30 protein-coding genes and 1 pseudogene are annotated in these 25,329 nt (G+C 38.9%); 3 read left to right on the top strand and 28 right to left on the bottom strand.

The annotated features are described in order from the left end of the window. From DW152_RS09550 to DW152_RS09530, 5 genes are all read right to left on the bottom strand, one after another. On the bottom strand, positions 1–425 hold a 425-nt coding region (locus tag DW152_RS09550), incomplete at its 3' end, for a hypothetical protein (RefSeq protein WP_118288497.1). Between the two features lie 274 nt (positions 426–699). Then, entirely contained in the window at positions 700–1,335 is a 636-nt protein-coding gene (locus DW152_RS09545) for an ABC transporter ATP-binding protein (RefSeq protein ID WP_003431891.1), read from the bottom strand. Positions 1,336–1,348: 13 nt separating this feature from the next. Next, complete coding sequence (locus DW152_RS09540; protein ID WP_077710200.1) at positions 1,349–2,794, bottom strand: ABC transporter permease; 1,446 nt, start codon at positions 2,792–2,794, stop codon at positions 1,349–1,351. Positions 2,795–2,797: 3 nt separating this feature from the next. Continuing rightward, positions 2,798–4,021 (bottom strand): ABC transporter permease, encoded by a 1,224-nt coding sequence (locus DW152_RS09535; protein ID WP_025489608.1) that lies wholly within the window; start codon positions 4,019–4,021, stop codon positions 2,798–2,800. Between the two features lie 11 nt (positions 4,022–4,032). Continuing rightward, positions 4,033–4,527, bottom strand: a complete 495-nt coding sequence (locus DW152_RS09530; protein ID WP_025489607.1) for a hypothetical protein — start codon at positions 4,525–4,527, stop codon at positions 4,033–4,035. 162 nt (positions 4,528–4,689) lie between these two features. Here DW152_RS09530 and DW152_RS09525 point away from each other — a divergent pair, with 162 nt between their 5' ends. Continuing rightward, positions 4,690–5,376, top strand: a complete 687-nt coding sequence (locus DW152_RS09525) for a response regulator transcription factor (RefSeq protein WP_025489606.1) — start codon at positions 4,690–4,692, stop codon at positions 5,374–5,376. Further along, entirely contained in the window at positions 5,370–6,662 is a 1,293-nt protein-coding gene (locus tag DW152_RS09520) for a sensor histidine kinase (RefSeq protein WP_021364213.1), read from the top strand. The genes DW152_RS09525 and DW152_RS09520 overlap by 7 nt, the downstream gene beginning before the upstream one ends. Before the next feature lie 45 nt (positions 6,663–6,707). Here DW152_RS09520 and DW152_RS09515 read toward each other — a convergent pair whose 3' ends face one another. From DW152_RS09515 to DW152_RS09480, 7 genes are all read right to left on the bottom strand, one after another. After that, positions 6,708–6,932: a hypothetical protein gene (locus tag DW152_RS09515; protein ID WP_009905044.1), complete on the bottom strand. Its 225-nt coding sequence runs from the start codon at positions 6,930–6,932 to the stop codon at positions 6,708–6,710. Between the two features lie 45 nt (positions 6,933–6,977). Then, the gene (locus tag DW152_RS09510) at positions 6,978–7,673 is read right to left on the bottom strand and encodes a hypothetical protein (protein WP_009905043.1); all 696 of its coding nucleotides are present in this window, start codon (positions 7,671–7,673) and stop codon (positions 6,978–6,980) included. A gap of 49 nt (positions 7,674–7,722) precedes the next feature. Continuing rightward, on the bottom strand, positions 7,723–8,634 hold the full coding sequence (locus DW152_RS09505) for a primase C-terminal domain-containing protein (RefSeq protein ID WP_044967241.1): 912 nt from the start codon (positions 8,632–8,634) through the stop codon (positions 7,723–7,725). A 380-nt stretch (positions 8,635–9,014) separates the two neighbouring features. Beyond that, complete coding sequence (locus DW152_RS09500; RefSeq protein ID WP_024407057.1) at positions 9,015–9,293, bottom strand: helix-turn-helix transcriptional regulator; 279 nt, start codon at positions 9,291–9,293, stop codon at positions 9,015–9,017. A 151-nt stretch (positions 9,294–9,444) separates the two neighbouring features. Then, positions 9,445–9,729: a topoisomerase C-terminal repeat-containing protein gene (locus tag DW152_RS09495; protein ID WP_002326770.1), complete on the bottom strand. Its 285-nt coding sequence runs from the start codon at positions 9,727–9,729 to the stop codon at positions 9,445–9,447. Positions 9,730–9,874: 145 nt separating this feature from the next. Beyond that, on the bottom strand, positions 9,875–10,612 hold the full coding sequence (erm(B), locus tag DW152_RS09485) for a 23S rRNA (adenine(2058)-N(6))-methyltransferase Erm(B) (protein WP_001038792.1): 738 nt from the start codon (positions 10,610–10,612) through the stop codon (positions 9,875–9,877). A gap of 124 nt (positions 10,613–10,736) precedes the next feature. Next, positions 10,737–10,820 carry a 23S rRNA methyltransferase attenuation leader peptide gene (locus DW152_RS09480; protein ID WP_001814874.1) on the bottom strand — a complete coding sequence of 28 codons (84 nt, stop codon included), beginning with the start codon at positions 10,818–10,820 and terminating at the stop codon, positions 10,737–10,739. Between the two features lie 179 nt (positions 10,821–10,999). On the opposite strand from DW152_RS09480, the gene DW152_RS09475 reads away from it, so the two are divergent. Beyond that, a complete protein-coding gene (locus DW152_RS09475; RefSeq protein ID WP_005946872.1) occupies positions 11,000–11,557 on the top strand; it encodes a TetR/AcrR family transcriptional regulator in 558 nt (185 codons plus the stop codon). A 46-nt stretch (positions 11,558–11,603) separates the two neighbouring features. Here the strand turns inward: DW152_RS09475 and DW152_RS09470 are convergent, their stop codons facing one another. The 16 genes and pseudogenes from DW152_RS09470 to DW152_RS09395 all read right to left on the bottom strand — a co-directional run bounded on the left by DW152_RS09470 (position 11,604) and on the right by DW152_RS09395 (position 25,314). Next, the gene (locus tag DW152_RS09470) at positions 11,604–12,506 is read right to left on the bottom strand and encodes a conjugal transfer protein (RefSeq protein WP_025489605.1); all 903 of its coding nucleotides are present in this window, start codon (positions 12,504–12,506) and stop codon (positions 11,604–11,606) included. A gap of 17 nt (positions 12,507–12,523) precedes the next feature. Next, entirely contained in the window at positions 12,524–13,531 is a 1,008-nt protein-coding gene (locus DW152_RS09465) for a bifunctional lytic transglycosylase/C40 family peptidase (RefSeq protein ID WP_025489604.1), read from the bottom strand. Next, positions 13,528–15,717, bottom strand: coding sequence for a CD3337/EF1877 family mobilome membrane protein (locus DW152_RS09460; protein WP_025489603.1), 2,190 nt, complete (start codon positions 15,715–15,717; stop codon positions 13,528–13,530). The genes DW152_RS09465 and DW152_RS09460 overlap by 4 nt, the downstream gene beginning before the upstream one ends. Next, positions 15,717–18,167, bottom strand: coding sequence for an ATP-binding protein (locus DW152_RS09455; protein WP_025489602.1), 2,451 nt, complete (start codon positions 18,165–18,167; stop codon positions 15,717–15,719). The genes DW152_RS09460 and DW152_RS09455 overlap by 1 nt, the downstream gene beginning before the upstream one ends. Next, positions 18,145–18,543 (bottom strand): conjugal transfer protein, encoded by a 399-nt coding sequence (locus DW152_RS09450; protein WP_003061368.1) that lies wholly within the window; start codon positions 18,541–18,543, stop codon positions 18,145–18,147. Before DW152_RS09450 ends, DW152_RS09455 begins: the two co-directional genes overlap by 23 nt. 108 nt (positions 18,544–18,651) lie before the next feature. Then, entirely contained in the window at positions 18,652–19,155 is a 504-nt protein-coding gene (locus DW152_RS09445; protein WP_002323345.1) for an antirestriction protein ArdA, read from the bottom strand. A gap of 17 nt (positions 19,156–19,172) precedes the next feature. Further along, positions 19,173–19,676, bottom strand: a complete 504-nt coding sequence (locus tag DW152_RS09440; RefSeq protein WP_025489601.1) for an antirestriction protein ArdA — start codon at positions 19,674–19,676, stop codon at positions 19,173–19,175. Then, entirely contained in the window at positions 19,595–19,891 is a 297-nt protein-coding gene (locus DW152_RS09435; protein ID WP_074038079.1) for a conjugal transfer protein, read from the bottom strand. The genes DW152_RS09440 and DW152_RS09435 overlap by 82 nt, the downstream gene beginning before the upstream one ends. Positions 19,892–19,979: 88 nt before the next feature. Continuing rightward, positions 19,980–20,606 carry an alpha/beta fold hydrolase gene (locus tag DW152_RS09430; RefSeq protein WP_022620533.1) on the bottom strand — a complete coding sequence of 209 codons (627 nt, stop codon included), beginning with the start codon at positions 20,604–20,606 and terminating at the stop codon, positions 19,980–19,982. Positions 20,607–20,676: 70 nt separating this feature from the next. Further along, complete coding sequence (locus tag DW152_RS09425; protein WP_002323342.1) at positions 20,677–20,898, bottom strand: hypothetical protein; 222 nt, start codon at positions 20,896–20,898, stop codon at positions 20,677–20,679. After that, a pseudogene (locus DW152_RS13205) lies at positions 20,899–21,012 on the bottom strand (DUF3789 domain-containing protein); the annotation flags it as partial. A gap of 33 nt (positions 21,013–21,045) precedes the next feature. After that, positions 21,046–22,242 carry a MobT family relaxase gene (mobT, locus tag DW152_RS09415; RefSeq protein WP_025489600.1) on the bottom strand — a complete coding sequence of 399 codons (1,197 nt, stop codon included), beginning with the start codon at positions 22,240–22,242 and terminating at the stop codon, positions 21,046–21,048. Between the two features lie 149 nt (positions 22,243–22,391). Next, a complete protein-coding gene (locus tag DW152_RS09410) occupies positions 22,392–22,883 on the bottom strand; it encodes a hypothetical protein (protein WP_009905022.1) in 492 nt (163 codons plus the stop codon). After that, on the bottom strand, positions 22,876–24,267 hold the full coding sequence (locus tag DW152_RS09405; RefSeq protein WP_004843351.1) for an FtsK/SpoIIIE domain-containing protein: 1,392 nt from the start codon (positions 24,265–24,267) through the stop codon (positions 22,876–22,878). The genes DW152_RS09410 and DW152_RS09405 overlap by 8 nt, the downstream gene beginning before the upstream one ends. A 91-nt stretch (positions 24,268–24,358) precedes the next feature. After that, complete coding sequence (locus DW152_RS09400; RefSeq protein ID WP_004843350.1) at positions 24,359–24,844, bottom strand: DUF6560 family protein; 486 nt, start codon at positions 24,842–24,844, stop codon at positions 24,359–24,361. 86 nt (positions 24,845–24,930) lie between these two features. Continuing rightward, positions 24,931–25,314, bottom strand: coding sequence for a YdcP family protein (locus tag DW152_RS09395; protein ID WP_004843349.1), 384 nt, complete (start codon positions 25,312–25,314; stop codon positions 24,931–24,933). Positions 25,315–25,329: the final 15 nt, after the last annotated feature.

The following is a 25,329-nucleotide window of genomic DNA, read 5'->3' as shown; positions in this document are numbered from 1 at the left end:
CAGGTGGCTCTCAAAGTCCGGACAGGTGGCTCAGAGAGCCCCGGAATAATCATGCACTTCGTTACATTCGCTCTGGAACAGTCAAGCATTTTCCCAATGTAAGTGTCCGTGTCGCCAATGAAAAAATACTGTAAAACGATATTACGCTTTCGTTCTTCAATAGCTTTCAATGCACGAGCCAGTTGTTCATCTTCGATTGATACTTTTTCTCCACAGACTTCAAATACCGCAACATAATCCGTAGAATATGTATCTTCTGTACCTATGGAATTTAAAAGGTCGTCCATAATTTCGGCGAATGGCATTTCTTTTTTCTCTGAACGACGTATCGCTCGATAGAAGTCAATCGCTCTATGACGTATAACTGTTTTAATAGCACAATCGAATTGATGACAGGTTTTTTCTTGTAGTTCTGACGGTTTCATTTTCCTCACCTCCTTTCGCTAGTCGAAAAGAGGTGTCTGCCCCTTTTCATATATACCGCGTTGAAAGTGGGGGACAGCGTAACCAAAATCGAAAAAACTTTAAAAAATTTTTTTCTGGCATGAAAAAAGCCCGCACAAAACATATAGTCTGTACGAGCTTTTAAAACTGTGCTATATTCAGTTGTTATAAAAATGCCGTTAGGTTCAAACTGATTGCGTCGAGGTATATCTAAAATATTCCATAATGACAACTCCTTTACGGCACTATTCTAATTTAATCAGACAGAAAAGAAATTGCACCGTTTTTAATTTCTAAGATTTCGTCGGCTTCTTCTGCCAAATGCTTACTGTGTGTAACCACAACAACACATTTTCCTAATTCATGTGCAGTCTTTTTCAGCAAAGCAATGATTTCATCAGCGGTAGTTTCGTCAAGATTTCCCGTCGGTTCGTCTGCCAAAAGTACATGAGCGTCGCTGGCTAATGCTCTTGCAATCGCTACACGCTGTTGCTGTCCGCCAGATAGTTGCAATACATTTCTCTGCCAGTATTCTTTTCCAATGCCGACTTCTTCCAATAATTTTTCAGCATTTCCACTACCACCTAATTTGACATTTTCAACCGTTGTCAAATAATCAATCAGATTATAATTTTGAAATACCAATGAGATATTATGCTTTCTGTGGTAATTCAGCCCTTTTTTTGTAATGTCCTCGCCATTGCAAAGGACAGTCCCTTTTACCGCTGTGTCTAAGCCTGCTAACAACGATAAGAGTGTTGTTTTTCCTGCACCACTCGGACCGACAATAGTATAAAAAATACCCTCCTCGAAAGTAGCAGATACATTATTCAAAATGGTTTTATCTTTTTTTGTTTTGTAAGCATAGCTTACATTCTTTACTTCTAACATTTTCGTCGTCCTCCTAACTCATTTCCGATAAAATATCTTTCGGGTTTCTCTTTAGTATTACAATTCCAGATACCAGAACAGAAGCCGTTATCAACACAAGAACACTTGCTCCGTCCAACAGATACATTTCTGGCGTAACCTCTACGCTGATATTCTGCACGTCCTGCTTTGGTGCAACATATTCTGTGGATACTTTTCCCTCGTTATTTTTTTCTTCTTCCTGCATTTGCTGAACCTGCTGTGATACCAGATAATTTGCAGTTACTTTGGAAACGGCAGGAGCGACAGCAAAGGATAGCATAAGGGAAAGAACAGCAATCATAATCGCTTCACTCCAAATCTGCCCGATAATTCTGAATTTCGGAACACCGAGAGATAAGAAAATGCCGACTTCCTGCACTCGATTTTTCAGCCAGAACAGAAATACTAAAACAAGGATAACAAAACTTGCAACAGAGATTACCAATATCATCATTTCGCTTACTTTTGCTAAATCATTGAAGTTTGAGGACATGGTTTCGGAATTTCCGTTATTGTCAATCAAATCATATTGCTCCCAGTTGATGTCTACTTTTTGCAGATTTTCTTTTACTTCGTCGTAAGCTTCCACATCTTCTACTTTGAAATAGGCTCTTTCATATAATGGACTTGTTTCACCCTCTGCCTTTTCTGGAAATCTCAAATCTGTAAATATTACATTTTCCGAACGGTAAGTATCTCCCTGCATAAGTGGGGACATCTTTTGATCCACTTGATAAATTCCAACAATCTCAGCTTCTGATACCTTTGAATTTTCAGTATCGTGGTAATCATTAAAAGAAATCTTATCGCCGATTTTCAGATTATTTTGATTTGCAAGTTCCTCTGAAATGACACACATATCTTTATCCTCTGGGGTTATCATTCGCCCCTCTTTGATATGCAGGTTTCCAGATAAAACATTTCTGTCAAGTTTCATATCTTTGTTTCCAATTAAGCTTACACCTCCCTCATCTACACTTTGGTCTACATCTTTATCTTCAATTCTTTTGAAATTTACAGGGTTTACAGGAGTTGTTGCTGTTGTAATATTGTAATCAGCAATTCCTTTTGTTTTTGCCAGTTTCTCAATGTCTTTTATATCTAAGCTTTCAAATTCATTTGTTGTCCAGCCTGACCAAGTCTCCACACCATTGATAATCTCTTTTTCCTGATGGTAGCCACCAAAACTACCTTCCTTATCATTACCAATCTTTTCTGAGTATTCACGAACTCGTTTTGTTCGGTACTCTGCATTTCTTTCTAAAAGAAAGCCTGCACCTATGGCTTGTCTGGTTTTGTCCTGCACCTCAATACTGGCATTTTTGCTCGCCACACCTGCAAGAAGCAGGGTACTGATTGCAAAAACAATCAACAATAAGAGAATACTTTTTATGGGCTTTCTGAACACAGAACGCCTTGCCAATCCAAAAAAATTCATGTACTATCCCTCCATTTTCGCTAATATATCTTTTGGGTTTGCTCGTAATATCGGAAGAATGGAACAGCACAATGCCACCAGAATAACTGCACCACCTAAAAGGAACAACATTCCAATATCTTGTATCTGCAACACCACTTTCAGATTTTCTGTTACTGTTTCTGAACCAGTAATGACATTTTGCAAAACGCCCGAGAACAATTTACCAATGGCTGTTGCTCCTAAAACCGAAAGTGTAAATACACTGCCTGCTTCTAATAAAGTTTGCAGGAAAATTTCACTTTTTGTCTTGCCGAGGCTCATAAAGATTGCCACCTCTTTTTGCCTTGTCCGCATCCACATACATAACAGCAGGGAAACAACAACAGTACCAGTTACCAATGTAAGTACCAGCATAAGATTTGCCACCTTACTGATTTGCTCTAATGGAGCAGACATCTGTTGATAAAGGGTATCGGAAGTGCTAAGTTCTACATCATTTCCGAATATTTTTTGCAAGCTGGTTTCCAGCACATCTAATTTTTCTGGTCTTTTTGAATAAACGCAGAGTTTTTCAAATTCAGCTTCTTTGAACAATTCTTTATAAGTGCTGTTGTCAATAAAGACTTGATTTTCTATTCGATTGACTGCGGTAGTTTCTGTTGGCTGGTCTTTTTCCACATTTCCTGCGGACATGAAAATTCCAATAATTTGAACAGATACTTTTGTTCCGTTTTCTGTACTTAATTCAATCGTATCTCCAACTTTTAGCTCATTTTGATTTGCAAGGTTCGCATTGATAACAGCACCTTTTTTCTCATGTTTGATATAATCGCCAGAAGATAAGCGGTACTGCATTTCTGAAAAAGGGCTGTCCTTTTCCAAATCATCATAGGAGAGCAACGCTATTTTCAAATTTTCCTCATTCGTAGAAGTATTGAGCGTAACGGGAGCAAAACTAGCTGGAAATACATCTTGCCTGCCGATACGGTTGATAGCTGAAACATCTTCCAGCGTTTCAATCTTGTTTACTTCATTCTCTGTTATCTTGCTGTCCTTACTTGTAATTTCAGCTACAATCTTAGAATTTGTCTTTTCCTGCATGGCTTGTTTGGACTCATTTGTAGTCCTTAAAATCATGCTTGTACCTAAAATCATACTGTTTACAAGTATCAAAACAATCAACAAAAGAATGGTTTTTCCTTTTTTTCGCTGTAAATAGCGAAAACCAAGTTGATAAAACTTCATACTTCACACCTCTATTCCCAACGGGCTATGACAACCTTTGTTGCATTGAAATGAAGTGTGTCTGCAAATTCTCCATAAAGATATACTTCAGATTGTTTTTTTACATCGGATATAGAACCCGTTGTTACATTTGTAACACCAGACTGTGCATTTACTGTGGCAATGACAAATTCACAATCTGGGTTATAGGTTACAGAAACAGCATTGTCTTTATTTTCCATTCCCGGTGCTTCTATTTTTATCCCAGCTCCACCCTCAATATCTTTTGCTTGATTTACCAAGCAACCATTGTCTGTAAATTCCAAAACACTTCCTCTCAAATTAGCAGACTCTAATATGTCGTTTCCTTTATTTTCTGAAGAACCATTTGTATTTTCTTCATTCGTATTAGAATTGACAATAGGATTAGACGTATCTGGCTTCTCATTTGGACTTGCACCACACCCCGTCAATGCACAGATACATAATCCAACTGCTATGAATTTACTGATGTTTGTTTTTTTCATTTTTGTATTCCACCTTTCTTGTTCGATATGCCCCTATTGTAAAAGCAAACCATTCTAAAAATCCTGTAAAAAAGTAAGAAAATCATCATCATTTTTTAGAGGATTTTTACAGACTTTTCTGTTATACTGTCTATAATTTATATAGAAAAGGATTGATACATTATGAAAATACTTCTTCTGGAAGATGATTTAGAGTTATGTAAAAATATAAAAATTTCTCTGGAAAAAGAAAACTATATGGTTGATTGTTGCAATGACGGGGAAACTGCTATGCTGTATGCCTTAAATACAGACTATGCTTATGACCTCGCCATTGTAGACCGTATGTTACCGATTATTGACGGTTTGACAATCATAAAATCTATGCGTAAAAAAGGAATTTCTATTCCTATCCTTATCATTACTGCCATGAGTACCCTTGACAATCGGGTTGAGGGTTTAGACGGCGGTGCTGATGATTATTTAGTAAAACCATTTCATATCAAAGAATTGCTTGCAAGAGTTCGGGCATTAACAAGACGCCCTGCCAATATCCAGTTATCTTCCAAATTAGAATATGGAGATTTAACTTTCGATAAAGACAGCCGAACCTTATCTACACCCGTCAATTCTCTTTTATTAACTTCAAAAGAAACCGAGTTGACTTTTGTATTTATGCAGAACCCAGAAACACTATTTTCCCGTGAACAGCTAATCCTTAAAATCTGGGGCAGTTCTTCCGAGGTAGAAACTGGCAATGTAGACAGTTACATTTCTTTTCTGCGAAAACGCCTAAAAGAATTAAAAAGTTCCTGTAAAATAACAACGGTCTACGGTGCAGGGTACAAACTGGAGAAAGAAACATGTTAAATAACTTATACCGAAAACTTCATATTCTGTTTGCAAGTTCTGTTATGCTGATTATTACCCTTGTGATTTCCTTTGTCGTTGCGAACACAGTTCATACAGAGAAAATCAACGAAAGCACCTTATTTCAGAGATTGACAACCTTGCTGATTTATCAAGTGGAAAGTGCTTCTTCGGATATGGACAAAGCACTCAAAACCTACGAAGAGAGTTATCATATTTTTTCTTTAATTACTGATACAAGGGGGAATACCATTTATCAGAGTGATTTCCCATTTCCAACTTCTGCGGACAATCTGTTGCATGATGTAGAAAAGCAGATTTCTACACAACCATTATCACAAATAGAAAACAGCACAACTTCACAAGGCGGTTTTCTGGAAATAAGAGGAACACATCACGATACTTATTTTGTTATTCCTGCTACAATTAGGACAGCAAATGATACCGTGTATCATGCAACCTTTCTTTATCAGACAGCCAGTTTGACGGATATTTTACAAAAAACATTGCCTATATATCTTCTTATCTGGTTTTTGGCTTGTATCGTTGTTATCGTGCTGACCCGTTATCTGCTGAAAAAGTCGTTTGCTCCAACGGAACGAATACTGCAAAGCCAAAAAGATTTTGTTGCAACAGCGTCCCATGAATTAAAATCTCCACTTGCTGTTATGATTTCCAACACGGATATGCTTCTTGATAATGTTTCCTTAAACGAGCAGGCAAAGCAAGCCGTACAGACCATAGATTTTGAATGTATGCGGTTATCCCGTTTAGTCAAAGATATGTTGCTTTTGGCTTCTTCCGACGCTAAAACATGGACATTGCATAAAAGCACAATCAATGTAGATACCTTGCTCATTACGTTATATGAAACCTACGAACCCGTCTGCATGAAGCAGAATTTAGAACTAAAACTGCATTTATCCGAGGAAAGTTATCCTGCTATGTTTACCGACAAAGACCGATTATTTCAAATCTTGTGTGTCTTTATGGATAATGCCATTCAACATTCCAAGAATAATTCTTTAATAGAGATAGAAGTAATCGCCACCGAAAAAAATATTGCTTTTTCTGTGGTAGACCACGGGCAAGGCATTTCTGATGAAGATAAGCAGTATATCTTTGACCGATTTTATAGTGGCGACAAGTCCCATACGAACAAATCGAATTTTGGACTGGGACTAAGTATCGCCAAAGAATTAACTCAAATGCTGAACGGTATTATCATTATCAATGATACTGCTGGTGGAGGTGCTACTTTTACTGTTAAATTTCCTCTGAAATAGATTAAGGCTTGCAGATCATACACTATGTATGGAGCAAGCCTTTTTTCAAATCTTTGTCTTTTTGGTAATCTTGTAAATATATTCTTCTGGGGTAGGGCGTTTATTACCAAAATATTTTTTGAAATTTGCCTGCACTTCTGGGGCGGTGCTATTCATAGCTTCATCAATCGTCGCTTCAATATCTGCCCGAACATCAGCCAATGATACACCGCCAGCTTTTGCACCAGCTTTCAACGCTTTTTTTATATCTCGCTTTTTTAGTCCTATCATAATAACCTTTCTTATCATAATTGCAAATTTATAAATTCATTAGTATTAAAACTGAAATTCAAATACATTACTAAAATCATTGTTCAAGACATAATAAACTTTATTTTTTTCTGTAGAATATACAAATGAAACCCTAGTTGCCCACAAGTCTTTTTGAGAAACAGATTTTAATACTTTAAATGCGTCATTTACTGAAAAATCTTTATCATATCCTGCCAATAACTCTTTAGCCACTTCGTATCTTGTATCCCCAGAAACAATGTACGGCTTTGTTATATCTGGTTTTAGAATAGAATAATTTGTAATAAGTGAAAAATTTTCTTGTTCATATCTATACCCAATTCCAGGTTCAATAATTAAAACTCGTCCTTTTTTATCAGAAAGCATAGCTTGCATAGTAGCATCTGGTGCATAAATAATTTTTTTCTTTTTAACAATGTCCAAGGCTTTATCAAAAGAAATCTCTGCCTTAATGAATTTTTCTGTTAATTCAGATATTGTAATACAATCCTCGCTTTCTATATACCTTGCATTTTCATTACCATGAACATAAAGAAGTGTTCCTACATTACCATTTTTATTTATCCCATGAAATGAATGATACAGACCGTCAGGCATTTTAATACCAATATAAAATCTATTTTCTTCGGTAATTACAGTATGATCCCATACAGAAAGGTCAATATCAAAATTAAAACCAACAATTTTATCTATACCATTGTAAACAAATCTTGTACACATATAATCACTCCTCAAAATACTATTTCAAATAGTCATTTAACTAATCTAATTAGTATTTTAAAATGTTTTTAAACTCAAACATATTATATTCGCACGTTTCGATTGAATAGCCTGAACTAAAGTAGGCTAAAGAGAGGGTAAACATAACGCTATTGCGCCCTACTAAACCCTTTTCTCCTGAAAATTTCGTTTCGTGCAATAAGAGATTAAACCAGGGTTCATCTACTTGTTTTTTGCCTTCTGTACCGCTTAAAACCGTTAGACTTGAACGAGTAAAGCCCTTATTATCTGTTTGTTTGAAAGACCAATCTTGCCATTCTTTGAAAGAATAACGGTAATTGGGATCAAAAAATTCTACATTGTCCGTTCTTGGTATACGAGCAATCCCAAAATGATTGCACGTTAGATCAACTGGCAAAGACTTTCCAAAATATTCTCGGATATTTTGCGAGATTATTTTGGCTGCTTTGACAGATTTAAATTCTGATTTTGAAGTCACATAGACTGGCGTTTCTAAAACAAAATATGCTTGATAACCTTTATCAGATTTGATAATTAACGTAGGCATAAAACCTAAATCAATAGCTGTTGTTAAAATATCGCTTGCTGAAATAGTTTCTTTTTCCGTGTGAATATCAAAATCAATAAAGAAGGTATTGATTTGTCTTAAATTGTTTTCAGAATGTCCTTTAGTGTATGAACGGTTTTCGTCTGCATACGTACCATAACGATAAACGTTTGGTGTCCAATGCGTAAATGTATCTTGATTTTCGTGAATCGCTTCTTCGGAAGTCAGAACAACGCCACGTCCGCCAATCATGCTTTTTTTTGAGCGATACGCAAAAATAGCCCCTTTACTTTTACCTGGCTTGGTAGTGATTGAGCGAATTTTACTATTTTTAAATTTGTACTTTAACAAGCCGTCATGAAGCACAGTTTCTACAACAAAAGGGATATTCATTCAGCTGTTCTCCTTTCTTACGAAAATTAATTAGTTAGAAGCTACGATCAAAGTTGAATCACAACAAAAAAGGCAATCAACTAAGTTTTTCTTAATTGATTGCCTGGTATCTTCTTAAAGACTTGAAATCCCCTCAAAAACCCGATATAATGGGTTTACAGATATTTAAGTATCTGATTAATAAAGTAATTAAATACTTTACCAAATTTTGGGTCTCGACTTCTTTAATTGATTGGTGGTAATCAATTAAGGCTCGCAGTTAAAGTTTCTCAGGCTTTAACTGGTCGTGGCTCTTTTTTTGTATTCTTTATTCAGTTCGTTGTTTCGTTATATCTAGTATATCGCTTTTTAAAAAAATAAGCAATGATTTCGTGCATTATTCACACGAAATCATTGCTTTTTTCTTCTTCCATTTCTAACTCCAATGTTACTTGTTCTGTTTCTGGTTCTGGTTCTGTTGGCTCATTTGGGATTAAATCCACTACTAGCGTTGAGTTAGTTAACTTTGCAATTTGTTCTAGTGTTTTTATGGTTGGATCTGATTTTCCTGATTCTATTCGTGAATAATTTGATCTACTCATTTCTAATTCTTGGGAGAATTTTTCTTTTGATTTGGTACCTCTCATCTTTTTTAAGCTTTCTCTAAATGCTAGTTCCAAGTTTCTCCCCCCTCTTTTTGTGTCATAAAATTCACGCTTTATTTAAATTATAGCTTTTAATATCTTAATAAACAAGTGATTAATCACTTGTGATTTGTGATAAGTGATTTGTGATTAATATATAAAAGCCCTCTTTAAAGGGCTTTTATGTTTATTTTGAAAAAGAGATAAAATCAATATATCCCTTTTCCCCAATTTTTACAACGGCATTGTAGGGCTTTTTCTCTTTGTTTTTGATTCCTTTTACCAGGGTTTCTTTTCCCTCCAGTAATTCTTTTACATTCGTTTTGGTTAGTTTTTTCTTTCTAAAATGTTCAGCTAAAGTAAACTTACATTCAGGATAATTTGAACAACCATAAAACGATTTTTTTAATACAATATTGTTGCCACACTTAGGACATTTTCCTACAAGGGGTCCCGAGCGCTTAGTGGGAATTTGTACCCCTTATCGATACAAATTCCCCGTAGGCGCTAGGGACCTCTTTAGCTTCTTGGAAGCTGTCAGTAGTATATCTAATAATTTATCTCCATTCCCTTTAGTAACGTGTAACTTTCCAAATTTAAAAAAGCGACTCATAGAATTATTTCCTCCCGTTAAATAATAGATAACTATTAAAAATAGACAATACTTGCTCATAAGTAACGGTACTTAAATTGTTTACTTTGGCGTGTTTCATTGCTTGATGAAACTGATTTTTAGTAAACAGTTGACGATATTCTCGATTGACCCATTTTGAAACAAAGTACGTATATAGCTTCCAATATTTATCTGGAACATCTGTGGTATGGCGGGTAAGTTTTATTAAGACACTGTTTACTTTTGGTTTAGGATGAAAGCATTCCGCTGGCAGCTTAAGCAATTGCTGAATCGAGACTTGAGTGTGCAAGAGCAACCCTAGTGTTCGGTGAATATCCAAGGTACGCTTGTAGAATCCTTCTTCAACAATCAGATAGATGTCAGACGCATGGCTTTCAAAAACCACTTTTTTAATAATTTGTGTGCTTAAATGGTAAGGAATACTCCCAACAATTTTATACCTCTGTTTGTTAGGGAATTGAAACTGTAGAATATCTTGGTGAATTAAAGTGACACGAATGTTCAGTTTTAATTTTTCTGACGATAAGTTGAATAGATGACTGTCTAATTCAATAGACGTTACCTGTTTACTTATTTTAGCCAGTTTCGTCGTTAAATGCCCTTTACCTGTTCCAATTTCGTAAACGGTATCGGTTTCTTTTAAATTCAATTGTTTTATTATTTGGTTGAGTACTTTTTCACTCGTTAAAAAGTTTTGAGAATATTTTATATTTTTGTTCATGTAATCACTCCTGAAGTGATTACATCTGTAAATAAATACAGAAGTTAAACGATTTGTTTGTAATTTTAGTTATCTGTTTAAAAAGTCATAAGATTAGTCACTGGTAGGAATTAATCTAACGTATTTATTTATCTGCGTAATCACTGTTTTTAGTCTGTTTCAAAACAGTAGATGTTTTATCTACATTACGCATTTGGAATACCAACATGACGAATCCCTCCTTCTTAATTACAAATTTTTAGCATCTAATTTAACTTCAATTCCTATTATACACAAAATTTTAAGAAAGTCAATAAATAATCATAATTTTCTAATTGTGTTATTGACTACACTAATTCAATTAGCTAGAATTGTGTTTGTATGATATTTTGAATGAGGTGCATAACTATGAAAACCACTAAAGAAGCAGTAATAAAAGCAACATCAGACTTAGCAGATGAAAAAGGATTAAATAACGTTTCGTTAAAAGCTGTTGCTCAAAAATTAAACATTCGTACACCATCTTTATATAATCACATAGAAAGTTTAGATAATCTTCTTTTAGAAGTTGCTCATAATGGTATGCGTGACATGAATGAAAGAATGATGAAAATTGCCGTTGGAAAAATAGGGAAAGAAGCAATTAAGTTAGTTTCTATCGAATACCTAAACTATATGATTGAACACCCCGGAGTTTATGAAACAATTCAATGGGCTGTGTGGCACGGAACAGAGGAAACAGCAACCATTTTTAACAACTATCTTTCATTATTAACTACTCTTATCCAATCGTGCAGTCTTAACAAAGACAAAACACTTGAAATATTAAATATGCTTACTGGAATAATTCACGGTTATACAACTTTGCAATTAGGAAACGCTTTTTCTGCCTCAGATAAAGTTAGATTTGAATTAGCTGAAGCGATAGATACTTTATTAGTCGGGATTTTCCAGAAGTATAAATAATATATTTAGGCTTGCAAATCAATACAGAACTGCAAGCCTTTTTCTTTTATCCTACAATCTTCCAGTTGCTATCCTTATGTAGCACAAGCTCATACTGTGATACTTGTGTCGCCTTTGTCTGATTATCAAGGAATTTTACAGCTACTTTAACTTTCACATTATCCCCGTCCTTTGTAAAGATAGGGTTTACCAGTTCAGAATAAAGGTAGTCCCTGCCGATAGGCTCAATCACATTTCCAGATACATAGTAAGCAAGCTCTTTTTCTGTGGCTGTTGGATAGAGCTTAAAGAATGTTTCCAGAAATGCGGTAGCGTCATTTACCGTATCAGCGTCCACGCTTGCGTCTGCTTCTGGTGTCTTAGGCTCATAGTCTGATTTTTCGATTGCTGGTGCAAGAGTAGGGTTCTGAATGATTACCATATCCCCGTCAGCGTCTACATGGACTTTTACAGTATAAGTCGCTTTCACATTGCTTGTCTGTTCTCCCTCTTTTATCTGCTGATCTACTTCGTAGGTAGCAGAAAAAGTGTCCGTTCCCGATTGCTCGATATGCCACACAATCACATCTGTAACTGTGGAGCTGGTCGGTATATCCGTTCTGATTGTATCAACATTCAAGTCTTGCAATTCCTTTGTCAGATAACCGCTGATTGCCTGCGTCCTTGCTTCAATCGCTTCTTTGCTGTTACTCCATGTGTAATAAGACTTCGCAAAGTTCTTTACGAAATTTTCTATCCCGTTGGTGTCCTGCAAACGAAGTTCAATGATTTCTTTTTCATGGGTCGTGTGCTGGTCGATAGCCGTAAAATTCTTATACACCCCAAAGCTCACGCTTGCGATAAGCACCACCCACAACGCAATCACGGTTTTCTTATGTGTGCCTACCTTGACAGTACGCACCTTTTTTTCTTTGACATTTTCTGTCTGTTTCTTATTCTTCTTAAACATAATGTTATCCTCACTTTCTATTGTTTTACTCGTCCTGCACCGATTAAGTGCTGTTGCCAGTAACTATTATTTAGGTCTGCATATCCTATCGGATTTCCTGCGTGGTACATCTGCGTCGGCGAAACAAGAATACCGACATGTGTTACATAACTTCCAGCGTTATAGGTAGAATGGAAAAATACCAAGTCCCCAGCCTTTGCCTGCGAGAGTGGAAGATGTTGGGTGGCGTCATACTGTGCTTGTGCTGTTCTCGGTAAGGAAACACCAGCTTTTCCATAGCACCATTGCGTCAGCCCCGAACAGTCAAAGGAAGTGTTAGGATTGCTACCGCCATATACATACTTCCAGCCTTGATACTTCAATGCTTCATTCATTACTTTTTGTGCCAGTTCTCCCGATACCTGCGGAACAGTTAAATACTGATTGACTAATTCGACGTAAAATTGATTGCCATACTGATACCGCCAGCCCCCGTTCTTCGCAACGGCTATCGGGTTGGTGTAGGTTACTTTCTTTCCACCCGATTTTTCACGGGCGAAGCTCTCTGCAAGATTAAAGGTGTGTTTCTTTCCTTTTCCTGCCACATATCCCACATAGCCACCGCCATAGTTATAAGACTGTATCGCTACATTCAAATCGTCGATACCTTGATTTTTGCAGGAAGAAAGCAGGGACGCAAAATACTTACACCCCTGCTTGATTGAGCTTTCCGTATCTAAGGAATTAGGCGGTAAACCAAGACTTTCCGAACTCTGCATAACATCTTCTGCCGTACCGCCACTTTCTACTTGAATGATAGCCAATAGCACATTGACATACTCGGAAATACCGTATTCTCTGGCGTACTTTTCTACCATAGGCTGATGTTTCAAGACTTCTGCGGATAAGTTCATACCCGTAATGCCAGAAGAAAAATTGCTGTTCTCGTCGTCGCTGTCCGCACTAATCAAGACACCAAAGAAAAGCACCAGAGAAAAGAGGATAGGAAACAGAGTGCCAATGATAGCGATATGTTTCAGTTTCATTTTTTCTTCTGTCCTTTCTTCATCACAAGGTTACGAGTTTTCTCTGTTGTCTGCTGGTTCTTTTGGACGGTTTGCGTCTGCTGAACCTTTGTCCTGCGGTCTTTTGTGTAATTCTGGCGTGTTTCCTGCGATACCACTTTTTCTACATTCTGCCTATGTACTGGCTGTGCCGACTGGGTCGCTTTCTTATCAGAAGCACCAGAAGATAACGGACGCTCTTTGATAACATTTGTCTTGACTGGCTCACTTGCTTTTGAAGTGGTCGCTGTGGCAGGACGTTTGACTTCCTGCATTTTTTCCGCACTCGGCTTTGAAGCTGTGGCTGGTCGCTCATGGGGACGGGTAGCTCCCGTTGTCGCTGATCCGTCAGCCTTTCGCTGTGCCTGCCTTGCTTCTTGTGCCTTTTGAAGCTCCATACGCTTGTCAGCGATACTCTGTCTATGCTTTTCCTGCTTTTCCAAACGTCCCGTCTGTCTGGACTGCTGTTCCTGCACCATGCCACGCTTAAAGTCGGACACGCTGGACTTTGCCTTTTCCTTTGCGGAATACACCGCATAAGCGGTCTGTGTCGGCATATCCTTGATATTCTCTTTGACAGCATTTGCCTTGTCTTTCACTTTATTTTTCGTATCTAAGACAGCACCCACCTTTGAGCCTGCACGCTGTCCCATACTGGAAGTAGATGTATTGCCCCGACTGTCTTTTGTGGCTGTGTTCCTTGTCGGTTTTCTGTTTGAAATCGTGCTACCTGCCACCGCACCAGCAACACCGCCAGCAGTAACCGCACCAGCAAGCCGTCTTTCCATACGCCTAGCTCTATGTCGCATAAACAGATATGGTCTGCGGAATATCCTGCGTCCCATGTTTTGACTGTCGCCAGCGTTCAAAGAGAACATACTCATTAAATCGCCCAGCTTCATATAAATACCAGCGAAACATACTATCTGCAAGAACGCTACCATAAAGAACGGATAGTCCGTGGAGATGTTATAAAACATACTGGAAATGCTGAACGCCACCGTTACAATGAGCGTTATTCCTGCCCGTGTCATTATGGTATTAAACACCCTTACGATTGCCTGCTTCGCCATGCTTTCATAGCTCGGTATCATGGAAAGTAAAAAGCTGATAGGTAAAAACATTGCAAAGATAATAAAAAGTATCTGGCTAAATAACATCATGCCCGTAAGCAAGAATACAAATATCGTTATCCCTAAATTGAAGAACAGTAGGAAGAACACCATGCCTAAACGGTTCACGACCTGCGGTATCGTCAGATTGTTGTTGTCGTTATCTTCGATTTCTGTTTTCACGACTTCCTCTCTGGTTTTCCCGTCCTCGTCCTCTGGACTTGCCGATACAAGAGCTTCGACACGGTCTGCCCCGATTTCTTCTGTGTTGCTGTTACCGAATTGCAGAAGTAGCCACGGCTGTTCCACTTGAATAGAAAATAGGCTGTCCCGTATCAAGTCCACGCTGTCCTTGCCCTCGCTGTCGGAGTTGGGGAGCATGATTTTTGTTCCCAAGTCCAAAGAAGCGGTACTGATGTCTGATGAAAATTCATTTATCTTCTTGATGTAGTCGGGAGCGTAGGCAATAAACGAAGCGGACAGCACGAACACCACCACAAAGTTGATAACAGCGTGAAGTGCCTTGCTGGTTTCCCGTTTGATAAGTCCCGTATAAGCAACATACATTCCCACCACTAAGATAATGAGAAGCAGGAAACCAACATAGAAGCCCGTAGAAGAAAAGCCGTTCTCGGTTACACCTGCAAGGGTCTGTATGCTCTTTCCGATACTGTCTGCCATATCGTTAATAAAATCAAGTTTATAGGCTTCCTGCACCACATAGCCCGTGGCATTGCTTAAATAAAGGCTTATCGTCCAGACAAAGTTGGTAATGCAGTAAAGCCCGTACTGTACCGATTTTCCAATGCCGTCCAGCCAGTTCCACGGCAACCATGACCAGCTATTATCCACATAAAAATCAAGCTGGTAGTTGGAAAGGGGATATTTTGAGTAAAGATTTTCTGCGTTTATGGTATCGTCCACAAGCCCCGTCGCATGAGCCACCGTCCCCAAAAGTGAAAGCAGGATAAGGGAGAGTGCCACCACGAACAGAGCCATTTTGAGAAAGTGAAGTATCTTCCTTTTTGTGAACGCACCTTTTATCCTTTCTTTCATCACTCCACCTCATTTCTCTGTACGGGCGGTCTGGTATCAAAGGCGTGTAGCAGTTCTTCAAAAACTGGGTGTATCTGTACCACACCGACACGCCCGTATAAGTCCTGCAATAAGCATTGTCCGTTCTCCAAATCACGAAGCCGTTTCTGGTTGTTTTCATCGTCCTTGTCGATACCGAAAAATTCTAAGGTCTGTTTTATCTCGTTGATGTCAGTAGAACGGAAAGCGAATTTTAAGCCGATATTGTTTTTCAGACTTTCCTTTGCCACGTCCCCAGAAGATTGTGTAACGAAATAAACACCTGCCTGCATAGCTCGTCCAGCACGAACCAGCTTGTTAGAGAGCGTTTCTCCTTGTGCCACATTTAAGAACGCCCACGCTTCGTCCAAATCGACAATCTTAAAAATACTTCTGTCCGAATGGATAAAATCAAGGGCAAAGGTACTAATCACAATCAGCATAGATACCGACAATAATTCAATAGTCGTGTATTCTTCAAAGGTCGTGTCCTTATCTGGCAGTACAAGGTCGGCTACTTGAATGATATTGAGCTGGTTATCAAGGCTGATTGCATTTTCCACCGTACCGTCTGAAAACAGCAGATGTGCAAAGTCGTAGTCCGTGAAGCTGTCGATATGGTCTGCGATATTTCTTGATATGGGCGTATCTTCACGGCGTAGCTCGTCTATTACATGGAGCAAGCCCCGACTGTCGCTCTGGGTAACGGAACGAACCGCTTTTCGTAACACGGGGAATTTTTCGCCGTCCCTAGAGGAAATACCCGTAAGGAATGTCAAGATGTCGATTGCCAGACTTTCAGCGTCTTTTACATTCTTCATAATCACGAATGGGTCAAGAAGTCCTGCATTGTCTTTATCGCTGGTAAGATTTACGATATTGATTTCATGGGCGATTTCTGGAAGTGTTTCTCTCCAGTTGCCACGCTCGGCTTTGGGGTCTAAAATGACTGCTTGACCGCCAAACAACACCGAATAATACACCAGAAGATTGTTGCAGAACGACTTTCCACCGCCAAGCGAACCGACAAAAGCAGACGCTAAAGCGTTGGTAACTGTACCTTTTACGCCCTGCGAAGCTAAAGACGGTTGCAGGTACACATTTCTTCCCGTATCAACGGAATAGCCCATATAGATACCCGTAGTTTCCCCTAACTGCTGGGTCGCTCCAAAGCCAAGCCCTGCCAAGAAGTCTGATTTTACATACTGCACATAGTCATTGATATATCGCTTGCTGGCAGGTAAAAATTCAGAATGAAGCCCCAGCATATCCCCAGCAGGACGTACCAGCTTTACATTGAGGTCGTCGTAAAAGTCTTTGACTTCATCACAACGGCGTTTCAGCTCGTCAAGATCGGGTGCAGACACCCGTATAACGTAGCTTAACTTATACATACTTTCTTTTGTCTGGTCTAAGTCCGTTTCCAGCTCGTCCACGCTGTCTAAAGCGTCCACCACATTTGAGCTGGTTTCACCTCCTGCTTGATAAGCGTGATTGTCAAGGTCTTTCAATTCCTTTTTCTTGTTGCGTACGGTTGTTAATGCTTTTCGGTTCTCCACGATTTCTACATTCATAGAAGTATCAACGGGGAATGTGAATTGCTGTTGCTGGAAATAGAAGATTTCACTTGACGGAAAATCAAGCTCGCCGACAATCGCATTGACGGTAAAATAGGACACATAACTTTCCTTGTCCTCATGTTCCAAGCGTAAATACCGCTGGCTTTCTTCAATCACACACCTTGTCGGACGGATAAGGTCGTAGTATTTTATCAGCGTTTCTTTGTTCAATTTTTTTTTTGGTAGCTGGTACGCATAATCTTCATAAGCGATACCGTCCCTGCCGTAAAGATGTTCCATGAGATACCCAAAATCATTGATTTCCAAGCGACGCACCTTAAAGCGACGGGAGATTTTATTTTCCAGTAACTTTTCCATTTTCATGTAACGGTTGATTTCATCATTCGGCATGGAAACAAAATCATTCATCAGCGTATGGTTTACTTCATGGAGAAACTCTTTGAATGTCAGCCACGCCGATTTTTTGATGTTCTTCAGATTGAGCTGTTCTTCCGTAACCATGAGCTTAAAGCCAAGAAAAAAGCGGTAGTCCACTTGATTGTTCCCAATCATAGATACTAACGCTTCGGTCTGTTCGTCTATTTTCTGGTAGGCAACTTCCTTTAATTTTCCCGTTACCAGTTTCTTTGACTGCTCCTGCATACTTCGTATGGAGCTTTCTGTGGCAATCTGCAACGCATGAATTTTACCCTCACGGGACTGTGCGATTAGCTGTCGGAAACTGTCATGCACGATAAATTTCTGCTCTGCGGATAGAAAAGAATAGTTGTATGGTACCAGCTCATAATAGGCAAACACTTCATTGTCCTTGTTCCAGACAAGGTTATTGTCAATATATTTTATCGGGAACATAGTTCACACTCCTTACTGCCGTGATTGTTTCATTTAATATCTGCTTATGCAGTTTTACGGCTTTTCCTGCATAAGTGATTTTTGGTCGCAGGGCATAGGTTATCTGTGATTTCAAAAAGCTGTACGGCTTCTTTCCGTCAAAGGTTTTCTGCGACATGAACCAAGTGAGAGCAACGGGAATACCAAAGTATTTGAGAAATGCTCCCTCAATCATGGAAAGTGGGGGAATATCCCCAAACAGAATGATGATAAATTCCGTAATCACAAACCATGTAATCTGTGTAAAAGTAACGGGAAAGGGTAAGTTAAAGTCATTGATTGCATATAAGACTTTTTCCACGTTCCAGATACCCGTGTAGCTTTTAATCTTTTTCAAGTTCTTTCAGCTCCTTTCAAAATAGAAAAGGACAGCCATTTTCAGACTGTCCCTTAAAAGAGAAATACGCTGTCAGTAGCAACAATGCTTGTCGCTGATCTTCCAGCGTTAATATGGTATCTCGCACATACCTCGGCTTGTTTCAATAAAGCAACCGCCCATATCCAAATCTCGCCCGTAGGCTTCATAGTCAATGTAGTTCTGTAAGCTGGGTGGAATGTCGCCAAGTGCCTGCAATTCGTCTATGTAGTAGTAGGCAACGTCTGTCATGGTTTCACAGTCGGGATAATAATAAATATCGTCCTTGTGTTCCACGACTTCTTCCAGCGTCCCGTAGTGGCTGATAAATTCGTCCAGACACTCTACGATATAGTCGGGAAGTTCCTCTATCATTTCATACATCTCATTGAGTTCTTCAATGGAAACATACTCGCCAATCGCAATGGGGAAGTTGTCGGTATCATGGATTGCGTATTCCTCATACTGTTCATTCAAGCCGATTTTTTCTTTTACATCTTCCTCATCAATGGGAAACGTGAACCAAGCACCGACTAAATATCCCTCATTGTATTTGCCAAGATTAGCAATGTAAACCGCCATATCATCAATCATAACCACCACCTCATTTCCTACTCTGGCAGTTCAAAGATACCGTGTTCTGTTACTAAAAATTTCCCGTGTTCCTGCAAGTGAGAAGCATAGGCTTCAAAGTCAAAGTAATATTCTTGACAGTCCTCGGATAAATGCTTAAATGTCGGGTCGTTCATCAGCTTTTGCCTTGCAACATCTATCATGCTTTTGCAGTCAGGATAAACCGTAATCACGTTCCTGCAAATATAAAGTGCTTCTAAATTGTCATATACGGTCAGAAGTGATACATATTCTTCCTGCATATCACTTGAAAGCTGGCGGTACATAAAATCTAATTCGTTGAGCTGATACACGCTTGTATGTTCGTGAACTTCATCAGCATAAGGCAACACCTTTTCGATAATACAGTAATCCCCACTTTCTGCACCGATACCTAACTTTTCTTCAAACTCGGCAACATCTATCGGCAGGTCGAACCAGTATGATATTGTTTCTTCGTCAGTTGTTCCTCTCGTTTCCACCAGTACCCTTGTTTCCTGCATTGTTCCTCACGTCCTTTCTGTTGGTTCATCACATCTTTTAAGTTCTGGTATGAGATACCAAACACATATTTAGAAAAATCTTCTAACTGTCTTTCTTCATAGTCGGCAGGGTTCAGCCGTTTCATTTCATGCCACACCTTACGCTTGTAAGAGGGCAGGTCGGAAATGTATTCACAGCCGACTTTTGCCTGCATATCCTTAAAAATATCGTTCATTTCATCACTCCAATCTGAAATTTAGGTATGAAAAAAGCAGTCAATCCTAAGACTAACTGCTTTGTGTGTATGGATATGAAATTGTTTATCAGACATATTGTTTGAAAAATACATTTAACTTTTGCCCTAGTAGTGTTGGGTTATCTGTATTTACTTCATGTCCTGCATTTTCAATAATAGCTATTTCTGCGTTTTCTATCTGTTGTTGCAATTCTAAAGAAGCTTTTTTATTTATCTTATCCTTATCGCCACAGACAACAAGTACCGAACATGATATTTTTTTCAGTTCATGTTTAAAATTAAGTTCTGTCATAGATTTGCATAGATTGATAAAATCTGTTTTCTGAAAACCCATTTTTTCAAATGCTGAACAAGGCATAATACGGAATATCAGATTTTGCATTTTTAACAGATACTTTGGCATTTCATATTGTGTGCCTATTAACACTAATGAGTTCATTTTTTCTGGGTGTTCTATCGCATACTGCATAGCAAGAATACCACCTAAAGAAAGTCCACAAATATTTAGCGGTTCTTCAAACTGTTCACAGTATGTTTCCAATGTCCGATACAATGTATCATAACATGGTATTTTTCCAAAAAGCCAATCTGATAAATTAGGGCATAAAACTTCAAAATCATCATTGAATACTTTTACGGTATCACTCCAACTTTCAGAAGATTGTCCCAAACCGTGAAGCATTATATATTTCATTCCATCACTCCTAGATACTGTGTTTCATATCCACATTATAACATTCGCATATCAGCACCACAATAAAATTTTATGCACCGATAATCTTATTGAACAGCTCTAACAATACATCTTTCACACCGCCAGCGTTGAATACCAAACCGACAGCAATCAAGGCAACTACCAAGAAGCCGATAAGTTTTGAAAACTCACGCTTGAACCCTAAGTAGATACCGATAACCACAATCGCCATAAGCACTAAGCTCTGTGCGTTTGATAAAAACCATTGATACAAATTTTGTCCGAAATTCATTTAATTGTCCTCACTTTCTTCTAATTGTTTCATTTCATAGTCAGCTTCTTTGCCGACATTCAAAATACACATCAAGACTACGCCGATACCCATTCCCATAGATACCAGCAGGAAATCTTTTAATAATACCCACATTTTTTATCACTCCTAACTTTCCACCAAATCTTTTGCAGGGGTCGTCTGCTGTTTGATTATCATTTTATGCTTTTCTGTGAGCTTTGCCTGCTGTTCGATTGTTTCCATGTAGTCTGTACCGTTTCCTTTATCAATCTTTTTCAGCATTTTCAAGGTTGGTGCTACCTGCCTTTGTACCCAACGCAATGTGCGGTCTAAGGTGTAAGGCTCTGGCTTTGTCGTCAGCTTCAAGCTCTGTCTGTTATCGCCAATAAACCAAGCCCAGCGGTCATTGAGTTTCCATTCATTTTTTCGCTTGTCGGGTTCTTCATCAACAAACCGTACATACTGGTTGATGATAGAAAAGGCGGTCTGCTCTGCGTCATAATAGGTCAGCAAATCTCGTACTGCATAATAGGCACGTTCATTTCTAAGCCGTATCTCAAAACGGTTGATAATGTCGGCTTCTTCAAGCGGTGTCCCTAACTTGACGTACTGCTCATAGTCCTTTTCATAGATACAAAAATACACATCTGATTTCAGCGAACCAAGATAAAGGGTGCGTCCCATATATTCTCTGTCGTCCTCTCTATGCTTGATAAGCTCGCCCGACTGGTAAAACTTATAACTTCTGGACTTTCCGATATATTCCCGTTTTCTGCATTTTTCCGCAAGCTCTGGAATATCCAAAATGCCCGTATGGTCGTTGATAGCAAGGTCGATACGCTTCATCACGCCACCGTCTACGAGTGCGTCCATGAGAAAGTCATACCAGCTTCTTTGCTGTGCCAGCAGGTAACTTTCAAACTGCCTGCAACCACGCCCCTTTAACTCTAAAAGGACACCTTTTTCTTCGTCAGCCGACGTATAGATAAAGATGTCCCCTAAAGAGTAATGCTCCGTATAACTGTAATGTCCATAATCTTCATGGAGCATATAGTTGATATTCAGTTTTAATATGTCTTTGATGATATGCTGTATATCCAGCGTGGGAAAACGAATTTTCACATAATCAAACAGCATGGTAAGCGGTGCTTCTGGATTGAACCTTGCCAGTTCTTTATGCAGAGTTTCCAAAAGCTCCTTTGACGGCTTCATTTTTCCGCTTTCTATCTTATTGAGATATTCTCTTGTGATACCAGAAGCCACCGCCAGCCTGCCTTGTGAGATACCGTAAGCAATCCGTTTCTCCCGTAATTCTTTTATCCATTGTTCTTCATTCAGAACCATACCCCCAATCTGTAAAGTGTGAAGTTTTTTTAGGCGACTTCACAGCCGATTTTTGCTAGGAAACCATGCCAGAAGCCTTATGTTTCCTATGTTTTTTGTCTATTGTCTATTTGCAAACGTACCCCTCTGTTAGATACCGAGGGGTTTTATCAGCGGACGGGACAAGCCCCGTCCGCCAAGAACGGAACTTGCGGTTGAGAACCGCAAAACCCGTCCTTGTCGTCCGTGTCTGTGTCCTGCTGTGAACCTTGTATGCCCTCATAGATAACCGCAAAATCTATTCTTTCATCTGAAAGTGCTTCTTTCATTTCTTCAGACAGCCCTTTAAGAAATACATTACATTGCAGACAAGCCTTATCTAAAACTCGAAATCGAAAATAGATTATCCTGCTTTCAACGCAATGTCTACTTTCCAACCTCATTCTAAACTTATGAGGAATGTTGATTTTTTCACGAATAACATCATCAATGATTTTATCTATCCTTGAATGAAATCGCAGATTTGGATTGACAGAATAATCTAAAAAACAATCTAACATATATTTCCTGCAATCCGTTGTAAAAATATCTGTATTCAAGCACAAACAGAGGTAGTTTTTCTCTGTGGGTGCGTGATAAACATTTAATGTGTCCTTATTCAATCACATCTTCCTTTCCTTGTTGTTCTGGCATGACTTGTCTTTCTTGTGCAAGCCTGCCGATTGTTTGTAAAAAATCATGTCCTTTGGGGACTAAAGGCGTGTAAAATTCGCTTATCACGCTTGTTCCCATATCACAATAGCCACGCCCCTTGATACGCTTCTGGAAAAACTGCTTTTTCACATCTGAACCGAACAGCATACCGTAACCTAATTCGCTGATACGCCCAAGTCCCACACGGAAATTGAAGTTATCTCTGATACCGTCAGAGAAATACTTTGCGTCTGGACGCTGGCAGGCAACGATAAGGAAATAACCTGCTTGTCGTCCTAACATAACGATTTTCTTTAACTGGCTAAGCAAGCCCACGCTTTCCTTTGTCCCCAGCATTTCAAAAAATGCCACATATTCATCAAAGATAAGAAAGCAGGGTGGCAGTCCCAGATAGGCGTAGTTTTCGCCCGTCTTATAGTTCGGGTGTTGCTTCATTTCCTCACTTCGCTGTACCATTCCCTCATAAAAGGCATTGACACAATCAATCATTTCTTCTTTGGTGTGATACACATTTCCCATAACTGTCCCTAAGTCTGCAAGGTCAGCGTTCTTCGGGTCTAAGATGTAAAGGACAGCGTTGGTATGCAGTAAGGCTTCAATAAGCGTCAGCAGAAAATAAGTTTTACCGCCACCCGTTCCACCAGCAATCAGAGCGTGAGGGAGTGCGTCATATTCCCAGACAAGATTTTTCATCAGTTTCAGACAGCCGTTTTCTGCCCGTACTTCATCAATGGTAATGCGGTTCGCTATCATATCATAAAGCAGGGTATATTCAATATAGCCGTCATGCAGGGTCTTGTCGGTCAGCTCACAATATAAGCCACTTTCCAATTTATCCTCTAACCGTAAAAGCTGGTCTTGATATTTTCCCAGCGTAATTTCACAGCGGATATGAAGCAGTCCCTTTTCCATTTGATAATAAATCTTTGGAAACCAGACGATTTTTTCCCTTGATCTGCTTTGCAGGTCAGTAAAAAAACCGCTGTCTTGTACGGTATCGGCTTCATACCACTTATTTTCCAGTACCATTCTTGCCAGCTTTTGACGGTGCAGGAGCTTCTTGAAACTATCGTAACAGAAGTGGTAATACAGAAAAACGACCAATGCACAAACACCAGTCGCTATCAGTATAGTTATGAAGTTGTAAGGGGAAAGCGTCAAGCCGTTCTCTAACAAGCTGAAATGTTCCCAATCAGTACGCATGAGCTGTTTGATATTCAGTAGCAGGAGAACCGCCACGAATACAAACAGAAGCGTTCCTATGGAAAAGTGGTAGACAAGGTGCTTGTCGCTGGCTCTGATACGGTGTCCTTTGTTAAAAATCTTTTGCATAAATCAATCACTCCTTTCTGGGTATGAAAAAAGCAGTCAATCCTAAGACTAACTGCTAAAATAATATAACTGTTTATTTGGGCGAAACGTATTAGAGTAAATTTTTCTCTTTTAACATTTCAAGAAATTCTTTATATCCAACACAGTCGCAAGAAACTGTACAAATTTTTTTGTTTCCTACAAATATTTTCAATCCTATTTGCTCTTTTTCTGTGCAACGGGAAATATCATTAAATGAAATTTCTCTTGTTCTTCCAACAGCAGGAGTAATACGCAAATTATTTCCGTCAATTACTACCTTATGTCTTTTTAATGCCCACGCACAAAATTCAATCAATAGAACAAAAATAGCAAAAACAACAGAGTGTCCCACCGTATTATCAAATCCCATGAACAATCCTAAAGCTATTGCAATTCCTACCATTATCAATGAACAAATATGACATACTGTTTGATAGGCGTGTGATACAAAAACAGTATTTGTGAATTTTTCTTTTTTAGTTGCTTTTTGTGTCTTATCTAATACGAGAGATATAATAGGGACAACGAATACAGCAAATATAATAGCTCTTATCATAAACAGCACTCCTTATAATTAAATTTTTCATACCCATATTATAACAGTTTTATATATCCGCTACAACGAAAATCTATTCAGCAAGCCTATTTTTTCGGCTGTCCCTGCGGTGTATGGTTCTGTGGACTGCCTACGTTTTGATTGCCTTTATTCTTCAATACAATATCCTCTGCCTTTACATACCAGTCCACATCTGCACCCGTATAGGTCTTTCTTGATACCGTATCGGCTACTGGATTGACAAGCTCCACAACTGCATTGTACGGAAATTCTCTTAACGGTACTTCTGGCGGTACAGACACGGGGATAATTCCACCATGCAAACTGCACTTCAAATCATAGATACGCTTTTTAAGCTGGGTACTCGGTGTCCCGTCCTCATTCTGTAAGAACACATCACGCACCGCTGTAAATTTTAATTCTCCAAATGTTTTCTCTTTGTCAATAACAAACCCGTTTGATAATCTCATAAATTCTTCACTCCT

Source organism: Dorea sp. AM13-35 (assembly GCF_003473885.1).
Taxonomy (GTDB): domain Bacteria; phylum Bacillota; class Clostridia; order Lachnospirales; family Lachnospiraceae; genus Dorea_D; species Dorea_D hominis.
The sequence above is the reverse complement of the archived record's forward strand: the minus strand, read 5'-3'. Positions and strand labels throughout refer to the sequence as shown.

Bases quoted from the DNA above. Each gene is read 5' to 3' on its own strand.
- DW152_RS09545 (WP_003431891.1), bottom strand. From the start codon at position 1,335: ATGTTAGAAGTAAAGAATGTAAGCTATGCTTACAAAACAAAAAAAGAT.
- DW152_RS09540 (WP_077710200.1), bottom strand. From the start codon at position 2,794: ATGAATTTTTTTGGATTGGCAAGGCGTTCTGTGTTCAGAAAGCCCATA.
- DW152_RS09535 (WP_025489608.1), bottom strand. From the start codon at position 4,021: ATGAAGTTTTATCAACTTGGTTTTCGCTATTTACAGCGAAAAAAAGGA.
- DW152_RS09530 (WP_025489607.1), bottom strand. From the start codon at position 4,527: ATGAAAAAAACAAACATCAGTAAATTCATAGCAGTTGGATTATGTATC.
- DW152_RS09525 (WP_025489606.1), top strand. From the start codon at position 4,690: ATGAAAATACTTCTTCTGGAAGATGATTTAGAGTTATGTAAAAATATA.
- DW152_RS09520 (WP_021364213.1), top strand. From the start codon at position 5,370: ATGTTAAATAACTTATACCGAAAACTTCATATTCTGTTTGCAAGTTCT.
- DW152_RS09515 (WP_009905044.1), bottom strand. From the start codon at position 6,932: ATGATAGGACTAAAAAAGCGAGATATAAAAAAAGCGTTGAAAGCTGGT.
- DW152_RS09510 (WP_009905043.1), bottom strand. From the start codon at position 7,673: ATGTGTACAAGATTTGTTTACAATGGTATAGATAAAATTGTTGGTTTT.
- DW152_RS09505 (WP_044967241.1), bottom strand. From the start codon at position 8,634: ATGAATATCCCTTTTGTTGTAGAAACTGTGCTTCATGACGGCTTGTTA.
- DW152_RS09480 (WP_001814874.1), bottom strand. From the start codon at position 10,820: ATGTTGGTATTCCAAATGCGTAATGTAGATAAAACATCTACTGTTTTG.
- DW152_RS09475 (WP_005946872.1), top strand. From the start codon at position 11,000: ATGAAAACCACTAAAGAAGCAGTAATAAAAGCAACATCAGACTTAGCA.
- DW152_RS09470 (WP_025489605.1), bottom strand. From the start codon at position 12,506: ATGTTTAAGAAGAATAAGAAACAGACAGAAAATGTCAAAGAAAAAAAG.
- DW152_RS09465 (WP_025489604.1), bottom strand. From the start codon at position 13,531: ATGAAACTGAAACATATCGCTATCATTGGCACTCTGTTTCCTATCCTC.
- DW152_RS09460 (WP_025489603.1), bottom strand. From the start codon at position 15,717: ATGAAAGAAAGGATAAAAGGTGCGTTCACAAAAAGGAAGATACTTCAC.
- DW152_RS09455 (WP_025489602.1), bottom strand. From the start codon at position 18,167: ATGTTCCCGATAAAATATATTGACAATAACCTTGTCTGGAACAAGGAC.
- DW152_RS09445 (WP_002323345.1), bottom strand. From the start codon at position 19,155: ATGATTGATGATATGGCGGTTTACATTGCTAATCTTGGCAAATACAAT.
- DW152_RS09440 (WP_025489601.1), bottom strand. From the start codon at position 19,676: ATGCAGGAAACAAGGGTACTGGTGGAAACGAGAGGAACAACTGACGAA.
- DW152_RS09435 (WP_074038079.1), bottom strand. From the start codon at position 19,891: ATGAACGATATTTTTAAGGATATGCAGGCAAAAGTCGGCTGTGAATAC.
- DW152_RS09430 (WP_022620533.1), bottom strand. From the start codon at position 20,606: ATGAAATATATAATGCTTCACGGTTTGGGACAATCTTCTGAAAGTTGG.
- DW152_RS09425 (WP_002323342.1), bottom strand. From the start codon at position 20,898: ATGAATTTCGGACAAAATTTGTATCAATGGTTTTTATCAAACGCACAG.
- mobT (WP_025489600.1), bottom strand. From the start codon at position 22,242: ATGGTTCTGAATGAAGAACAATGGATAAAAGAATTACGGGAGAAACGG.
- DW152_RS09405 (WP_004843351.1), bottom strand. From the start codon at position 24,267: ATGCAAAAGATTTTTAACAAAGGACACCGTATCAGAGCCAGCGACAAG.
- DW152_RS09400 (WP_004843350.1), bottom strand. From the start codon at position 24,844: ATGATAAGAGCTATTATATTTGCTGTATTCGTTGTCCCTATTATATCT.
- DW152_RS09395 (WP_004843349.1), bottom strand. From the start codon at position 25,314: ATGAGATTATCAAACGGGTTTGTTATTGACAAAGAGAAAACATTTGGA.